Source organism: Acinetobacter lactucae (assembly GCF_001605885.1).
GTDB classification, from domain to species: domain Bacteria; phylum Pseudomonadota; class Gammaproteobacteria; order Pseudomonadales; family Moraxellaceae; genus Acinetobacter; species Acinetobacter lactucae.
The window spans coordinates 1-8,437 of record NZ_LRPE01000026.1 but is presented as its reverse complement, the minus strand read 5'-3'; the positions used below and the strand labels follow the sequence as shown (position 1 = coordinate 8,437).

Here is an 8,437-nt window from a genome sequence, read left to right as displayed (position 1 = left end):
GATTATCATTTATTTGGTTTTTTTTGAAATTTTCTATTTGATTTCGCATGATTTTAATTCTAATATTAATTCATAATGGAGTATGTTTAAATATTAATTTAAGTCATTGTTTTTATAAAAAATATGTAAACATCGATCAGGCTTCAATAAGTTTAATGAGAGCAGATATGCCTAAGAAATTTGAGAATTTTAATAATCCTAGAAAGAAAGCACTCGCAGGGATGAAGCAAAGCATTTCAGCCGAATTATGGGAAAAAAATTCAAACTTTTTGACCCGATTAAGAGCGAAAATTGCTGAGCATCCTGTATCACATCATTCTGCAATTGATACTTTAAATAATGGAGAAATTAATAAAGAAGATTTAAAGAAAATTCATTTAGAGTATCGTCATGCAATTGTTCAAACATTCACCGATGCATTGCTCATGGCTCAATTCCAAACAAAACAATTAGAGCCAAGATTACATGCAGGTGCAAAAATGTATCCACGCTTTCTTTTGAGTTTAAATATTTTTGATGAGTTTGGATTTCGTCCAGGGTTAGATAAAGATGGTTACTATCAGGGAAATCCTGAATATGCTCATTATCCTCTATTTGAAGATATATTGAACGATTTCGGTATTACCGAACACGATCGTTTGACATATCAACCCACAGAAATTGCAGAGCAGGTTAGAGTATTTTTAGAAAATGCTTATGATGATTATAAAGCGGTTTCAGCATTATTAGCAGTTGCGGAGGAGGAGGTTATTCTTTATAGCCCACCGTTACGGAGAGCGACCAAAGCAGTAGGTTTGGATGTGGAAGGTGGTGGCTATTATCATGTACATGGTATCTCTGAGGATGAAAGCGCCGAAGCCGCAGATGATGATCATGAAGAAGATTTATGGTATGTCTTGATGCAAGCTTGTACAGAAGAAGATTACCACTATATCGAAAAGTTATGCTTAGAGTATTGTGATTTATGGGAAAAGTTTTGGGATACCCAATTAGAGCATACAGAACTTATGCGGAAGAAGATCTTAGCTTAAAACTACAAATCGAAATATTGAGTTTAAAAAACATCTTTTAAAATAGTTAAAATTTTAAGATAAAATAAACTTTACAATTTAATAATTAAGTTTTGAATATTGTTTATAACGGTGAAATGAATTCTATTTAAATAACCATTAAAAAACCCCATAAACTTTTAGTTTATGGGGTTCGTATTTGGTGGGCCCACACAGACTTGAACTGTGGACCAACGGATTATGAGTCCGCTGCTCTAACCAACTGAGCTATAGGCCCTATAAGTCAGAAAAGCTTTTAATCTCAAGGCCTTTCAGTGCGTGCAATACTAATCAATTTTTTAATTAAACACAAGTCATTTTCTAAAGTAGACGCATAGTAAACCTAAAAAATATTGTGTCATATTGGTTAATATTACAAGTGAAAGCGATTCTAGCTTATGTTTACTCCATGAGTAAAGCAAACTTAGTTATTTATCGATCAATTAGAACTTATTCCAGCAGTTTACCTTGGAACTGATTTCATTATTCTTAAAGTTTGCATCATTAACGTATATAAAATATCTTTTGTTTAAAGAGTGATCGTTTTATAAGCTATTAGATTGCAATGAATAGTATTGCGCTAGAATATTTAGCAAAAATACCTGATGATAAATATAAAGAAATATGGAGAAATAAAGTATAAAATTGATCTATAAGTGTTTAAATTTTGATTAATTTAAGATATAGAGTAGGGCGTTGTTATAAAATCATATTTATTGAAAAATACTATCTGTAATGATTAATTTATTAATATATTAATTTGATTATTATAAATTTATAGAAAATTAATACTCTACTTAATCAGAAGGATTTAAGTAATGTCCTTGTACTTATTTAAACTAAATATAATATTTAGGCTATAGAATAAAATAATATGAAATTTTATTGGATTGAATAAGAAAATTTAGAGTGGGACTGTAAAAATGATGAAATAAGAAAGTAATGAGTGAAATAATCTCTAATATTGGGAGATAAATTTAATTAAAGTTAAAATATACTATTTATATTTAATTTATTTGTCGTATTTTACTCAAAAGAGAAAGCGTAAGGATGAGAAGGAAGTATGTATTTTTTATGCGAAACTTAAAGTGTGATTGTCTTCACAACAATACAAATATTTGTATCTTATGAATTTTATTCTTGACTAAAACACTTGGTTTTAATAAAGTATAAGTGTATTTTTTACCTAATAAATATTATTGCTTAATCCTGAAATACAGTAAGAAGCCTACTTTTTGAGTAGGCTTTTTGCTTTTAGTAATATTGATAGATATAGCACAGAGTAATAAACTCAAGCTTTAAAAAATTCAATTTAACTATAATTGAAATTATAAAAGGTATTTATAGATTTTCAAAAATAGCATATAAAAAATTATAAATTTTCTTGAATAATTTGAATTAGCTCTCGAGCTGCTTTAGGTAAAGGGCGGTCTTGGAGCCAAATTAAATAAATAGATAGGGGTAAATGATTTTTTGTATTTTTAAAATCTAAAAGCACTAAGTGACCTTGATCAATTTTTTCTTGTACTAAAGATAAAGGAAAATTCCCCCAACCAAGACCTGCTTCAACCATATTAATTGCTGTTTGTAGACTATTCGTTTTCCAGTACATTGCACCAATAATTGAACGGGGATCTGTCATTTCATGTTCACTACTCGCCACAACAATTTGTCTAATATTAATTAATTCTTCAATAGAAAATTGTTTTGTTTTTTCTTGTAGGAAGGTATGGTTAGAAGAGATAGTAGCAACAACTGTTTCAGTCATTACCAATTGTAAGTTCTCTCGCATTTTTATATTAAGGTCTGAACCCGCTAAGCAAAGAATAATTTGCTCCGTATAAAGTAAATTAACGATGTCATCTTGAGGAGCAGTAATAACTTCTATATTCAGTAAGGGAAATTTATCGGCTAATTTTTTTATTGAATAAAATAATAATTTTGTATTTACGTCTGAGACCACACCAATCCGCAATTTACTTTCAAGTCCTAAAGACAGTTCGTGAGCATGAGTACTAAATAGCTTAAGTTGTTCAGAAATAATTCTTGCTTGAGGTTCCAAGGCTAATGCTGTAGCGGTTGGAATGACCTTGCGAGGAGTCCTTTCAAATAAGGTGTAACCCAATTCTGCTTCTAAATTAGCAACTGCCATACTTACTGCTGAAGGGACGCGATTTAATTTACGAGCGGCCGCAGAGAAAGAGCCTGTATCGAGTACAGTTATGAAAAGTTCAATATTTTCACTATTAAAATTCATTTTGATATCAGTTGAACTGAAAGCTATTAACTTTATATATGATTTTGACTGAAATTAAAATATAAAGAATTAAGCAGAGTTTGTTGATTATGCAAGGTATAAAGCGTCGAATTGTATATGTATCTTCTTACGAAATAATCGGAATGATTATTTCATCAGTAGGGTTAGCGATTTTGGCAGGTGATAGTGTTGAACATACAGGACCACTCTCTGTCATGATTACGACCATCGCTGTGACTTGGAATTTTATCTACAATATTTTATATGAGAAGTGGGAAGCTAGACAAAGCAGTCATATCCGTACCGTTAAACGTAGAGTAGGGCATGCTATTGGTTTTCAACTTACTTTAGTTCTATTTTTGATACCTCTTATTTCATGGTGGATGGATATTTCTCTGATTGAAGCTTTCTGGTTAGATGTAGCCTTTATTATCATTATTCCTATCTATACTTTTATATTTAATTGGAGTTTTGATAAGTTATTTGGTTTGCCTATTTCGGCACAGGCCAAAGCACTACAAGAATAGTCATTAAATCATAACGATAAGCTATCAAAGGATTTGACATTGATAGCTTATCTCGGGGCATTATTTGATTTGATCAATGACTAACTGTTTTGAAAACTTGATTTGAGCTTTCTTGGCGAAAATGTAGTAAATCAATGCAGTAGAGATAAGACCTACAAGCCACGACAAATCGATTCCACCTAACATTGCTGCAATTTGTCCCGTATAAAATTTACTATCAATAAATGGTAGTTGAATCAAAATACCTAGAAAGTAACAGGTAATCCCAATGCGATTCCAGCGGCCATACTTCCCATTTGGATCATAGAGTGCATCTACGTCACATTCTTCTTTAGAGATAAAGTAGTAATCAACAAGATTAATGGCACTCCACGGGATAAAAAAGGTTAGTAAAAACAAAATAAAAGCTTTAAAGGCGCTTAAAAAAGTATGTTCACCTATAATTGCAATAAAGGTCGAGACTACAACCATAGCAAGAACAATGAGTAATCTTGTTATTTTTGAGATTTGATGAGTCGATTTGAAACTATTCCAAATCGTAGCAATGCACATAAAACTACCATAGGCGTTTAAAGTCGTCAGAGTGACTTTCCCAAAAGCAATACTAAAATATAAAAACGTCACGACGAGGGCAATTGGATTCATACCAACGACATATTGAATTTCATTTCCGACAAAATTGCCGTTTGCAACCTGAGCAATTAAAACACCTAAGCTCATAGAAATTTGTGAGCCAATTAAAGAACCTAAGCCGACAGCCCAAAAAACACGAGATGAAGATGTCTTAGTTGGAAGATATCGAGAATAGTCTGCAACATAGGGACCGAAAGAGATTTGCCAAGAAGCAGAAAGTGAAACAGCTAACAAGAATGAAGACCAGCTGAAATGACGTACTGCTAAGAGTTCAGAAAAATCAGAAAGTGCGAAGATCTGAGTCAAAATAATCACAAAAGCAATCAGACCAATAATACTGGCTACTTTTCCTACTAAGTGAATTAAACGATATCCAATTGTTGCGAATAAAATGATTAAACTTGCATAAATTAAGATACCAGTTGTATTACTGACATGTGCTAAATGTGCAATTGCTTTACCGGCTAATACTTCTCCAGTTGCGGTAAAGCCAATATACATGAGGCAAACGAGTATGATTGGAATACACGCGCCATAAACCCCAAATTGCACACGGCTTGAAATCATTTGAGGGAGGCCAAGTTTAGGGCCTTGGGCAGCATGTAGTGCCATGACGGCAGCACCAAAACATTGTCCTACGAATAAACCAATAATAGACCAAAAAACATCACCACCTAACACAACGGCTAGTGCACCAGTCACAATGGCTGTGATTTGTAAATTGGCACCAAACCATAAGGTGAATTGAGCAAACACACCTCCGTGTCTTTCATTTTCAGGAATAAAATCAATGCTTCGGTTTTCTATAAAACTACTATTAGGTTTCCCAGACGATGAGTCCATTTCACTCTCCTTATGCTTTAAGAGCCATCCTATTCTTATTTATCCATATTTGTATAATCAAATATAAACATGTATATACAAGTAATTTTAATAAGAATCAAATATTTTTTGAAGTATGGGATGTTAAAGTTTAGGTAAATAATTCATAGATAAAAAGAAAAAGTATTTGACTGATTTTTTTAAGTTAAGTGATGAAAGAATAATATATGAAAAAAGCCCTCTGCTGAGGGCTCTGTTTTATGCATTTGCGTCTAAAACAAGTTGGAAATAAGACGGAAGTTCAGAAAATTGTACCAGTTGGGTCTTATCTTCTTGCTTAAAATAATACTGATAATTTGGTGTGTCTAAATGGTTATCTAGATATTGTGTTGCATCTGTGAACTGTGCTTTTGCAATTGGCTTATCTTTCTTGCATTTAATAATAACAGGATTTACGGAGTTTAATTTTACAGGAACACCATTTTCAAATTTAGCAGTTTCAATGAGTAAAGAAATTTTGAAATCTCCGAAGGTTACACAAAAGTGTCCTCCATTTTCTGTCTTAATTTCTTGGTCTGAGAAAAGATCTTTAAATAAATTCTTTAGAGATTCTCTGTGCTTATCTAGAGCAATTTGAAACTCATGATCACGCTGCTCGATCTTTTCTTGCTCTTCTTGGAGCAATTTTGCTTGCTTTTCAATTGTTGTAAAATCCAGCTTCATTTTAATATCTCCTTTGGTTGTTTTAAAACTATATATGGCAATCTTTTATTAAGTTTTAAAGAAACATACAGTATTTGTTACAACGGAATAATTAAGATGAGCTTTTGTATAAGCCATAACAAATATAAGAATATATTTTGAAAATATAAGAACTTAAAGAGATTATAGTTAGATAATGTTTATTTTATATTTGAAAATGCCGCTACATATGAATGATGAATTTTTAATGTAGCAGCATATTTCTTATTTTGTACAATGTTTTGCCATAAGTGGAGTACTTTTAATTTTTAAAAGACCACCACTACTCATCACACCAAGCATCACTAGAGCTGTTCCTATCAATTGCCAGATATTGAGCGTATGTCCAGTAAGTAGAGCAATTATCATACTAAACACAGGGACAAAGTTAAAAAAGACAGAAGCACGGCCAGCACCTAACTTTTGTATGCCATTAAACCAGAATAAATAAGCAATCATGGTAGAGCAGATCACGACATATCCCATCGCTAAATGTGCATTTACTGGTGCAGATGCGATGGCTGAGTGAGGATCTTCAAATATTACACTCAATAAACCCAGTGTTATTGCCCCAAATATCATAGAAAAAGTTGTTGTTTCTAATGGGGTAGCATTTTTTACATAACGACGAGACAGCACATTTGCTAGGCAGAATCCAAATGCACCCAATAATATAAATAGATCTCCAATGTCTATTTTTAGGTGAAGTAAAGTCGTTATATGTCCCTGACTAATCACCAGTAACACGCCACTTAAGCCGAATAAAACACCTAAGAATTTATTAGTGGTAAGTTTTTCACCATCTAAAATAATTGTCATTAACAGGGTCATTAATGGGGTGGTTGCCATAATCAAAGCACCATTAACAGCTGATGTTGTTTGTAGCCCGTAAAAACAGCCTATGTTGAAGCCTGCAATTCCGATAATACCAATAATAAGATAGATAATTAGATTCTGTTTTAAGGCTGTCCATCTAAGCTGCCCCGTTATTGAGAAAATTATAAGCAAACTTAGACTTGCAATCGAAAACCGTTCAGATGCTGCAGATAACGGGGGCATATGTTGAATAATATAAGACATTGCATTAAATGCTGATCCCCAAAAAAACATGGTTAAGACAACACCAGCATAGGCATAAGCCACCGTTCTGTTCATGGACAGACTCCAATTAAGAAAGGTTTATTCTCGGTAAATATATAAAGGTGTACAATTCCATATTAATACACTTCTAATGTGAAAATTTGCACAATGATTGATTGGGAAAATTTGCATTACTTTTCAGTTTTTACCGAAGAAAAGTCACTGTCTGCGGCTGCTCGGAAATTGGGCGTAGACCATGCAACTGTATCCAGAAGAATTGCTCAGCTAGAACAAAATTTAAAACTTAAATTAGTTGACCGTAGACCACGCACCTACATTCTAACTCCTGACGGGGAACGTCTTGCACAGGTGGTTGCACGGATGATGGAAGAAACTTTTTCGATCGAACGTTTAATTCAGGCGGGTCAGCAGGAAGTCATGGGAAGTGTTTCTATTAGCATGCCTCCTTTAACTGCGGCACATCTCATTATGCCTTACCTAGATAAGTTTTATCGTGATTATCCGCAATTAAAATTGCGGGTGCTTGGCGATGTTCATTATGTTTCTTTGCAGCATAGTGAGGCTGATATTGCAGTAAGGTTTGGACGTCCTGAAGATGAAAATTTAGTTGCTCGAAAAGTAGGTGAAATTCCTTTTGGAATATATGCGGGTCTAAATTATTTGGCTTCAACAGAACCTGAAAATTACGAATGGATTAGTGTAGATGTAGGAGGAGTACATGGACAAAAACAGCAGAAGCTAAAAGAAAGATTAAACCATAAAGAACCAATAATGATTACTAACCATCCTGAGTTGCAATGGAGAGCTGCATGTGGAGAAGTTGGGTTAGCGGTCTTACCTGATTTTTTAGGAGCTTTTAGCAACCTGGTTAGATTACAAGATGATTATCCAATGAGTGCTGAAATCTGGTTAGTCACACACGAAGATTTAAGACATAGTCCAGCTATACGAGTCGTATTGGATTTTCTAGTAAGCTGCTTTGAACCTTTTAAAATATAAATTTTCTTTAATAAACAAATTGCATATAGATAGCTATATCACAGTGGTTTCATCTAATTATCAGAAAAAAAGCCTGCATCTTCGCGTGCTTGTTTTAAAGCTAAAATAAAAGATATCAATAAAAGTAAACCTATGAGGAAAAGAAAAAGATCAATTTTACTGATCGCGTAACCAATACTTGTAGCTCCTAGACTTAGTAAAACAATACATAATATTTTCCAAAAAATGAGCATGTTACGTTCTGACAAAAGCCTAAGAATATTGTTTGTAATTGAAGGGGATTTCTAAATTTATTTATGTTTTTTTTT

At 33.0% G+C, this 8,437-nt stretch carries 8 protein-coding genes and 1 tRNA gene; 3 read left to right on the top strand and 6 right to left on the bottom strand.

Annotation, left to right across the window (positions count from 1 at the left end):
* Window positions 1-167 precede the first annotated feature (167 nt).
* Window positions 168-1,031 (top strand): iron-containing redox enzyme family protein, encoded by an 864-nt coding sequence (locus tag AWW73_RS11270; RefSeq protein WP_057106076.1) that lies wholly within the window; start codon window positions 168-170, stop codon window positions 1,029-1,031.
* Window positions 1,032-1,210: 179 nt separating this feature from the next.
* Here AWW73_RS11270 and AWW73_RS11265 read toward each other — a convergent pair.
* Window positions 1,211-1,287, bottom strand: a tRNA-Ile gene (locus tag AWW73_RS11265).
* A 1,134-nt stretch (window positions 1,288-2,421) separates the two neighbouring features.
* A complete protein-coding gene (locus tag AWW73_RS11260; protein WP_062849677.1) occupies window positions 2,422-3,306 on the bottom strand; it encodes a LysR family transcriptional regulator in 885 nt (294 codons plus the stop codon).
* A gap of 89 nt (window positions 3,307-3,395) precedes the next feature.
* Between AWW73_RS11260 and AWW73_RS11255 the strand changes: the two genes are divergently transcribed.
* On the top strand, window positions 3,396-3,833 hold the full coding sequence (locus AWW73_RS11255) for a PACE efflux transporter (RefSeq protein ID WP_062849676.1): 438 nt from the start codon (window positions 3,396-3,398) through the stop codon (window positions 3,831-3,833).
* Between the two features lie 60 nt (window positions 3,834-3,893).
* Here AWW73_RS11255 and AWW73_RS11250 read toward each other — a convergent pair whose 3' ends face one another.
* The 3 genes from AWW73_RS11250 to AWW73_RS11240 form a co-directional block, all read right to left on the bottom strand.
* A complete protein-coding gene (locus tag AWW73_RS11250) occupies window positions 3,894-5,309 on the bottom strand; it encodes a purine-cytosine permease family protein (RefSeq protein WP_062849675.1) in 1,416 nt (471 codons plus the stop codon).
* 237 nt (window positions 5,310-5,546) lie between these two features.
* Window positions 5,547-6,011, bottom strand: coding sequence for a hypothetical protein (locus AWW73_RS11245; RefSeq protein ID WP_016145042.1), 465 nt, complete (start codon window positions 6,009-6,011; stop codon window positions 5,547-5,549).
* Between the two features lie 243 nt (window positions 6,012-6,254).
* A complete protein-coding gene (locus AWW73_RS11240) occupies window positions 6,255-7,184 on the bottom strand; it encodes a DMT family transporter (protein ID WP_031948112.1) in 930 nt (309 codons plus the stop codon).
* 93 nt (window positions 7,185-7,277) lie between these two features.
* On the opposite strand from AWW73_RS11240, the gene AWW73_RS11235 reads away from it, so the two are divergent.
* Entirely contained in the window at window positions 7,278-8,129 is an 852-nt protein-coding gene (locus tag AWW73_RS11235) for a LysR family transcriptional regulator (RefSeq protein WP_062849674.1), read from the top strand.
* Between the two features lie 53 nt (window positions 8,130-8,182).
* Here the strand turns inward: AWW73_RS11235 and AWW73_RS19095 are convergent, their stop codons facing one another.
* Window positions 8,183-8,362: a hypothetical protein gene (locus AWW73_RS19095; RefSeq protein ID WP_031948130.1), complete on the bottom strand. Its 180-nt coding sequence runs from the start codon at window positions 8,360-8,362 to the stop codon at window positions 8,183-8,185.
* Window positions 8,363-8,437: the final 75 nt, after the last annotated feature.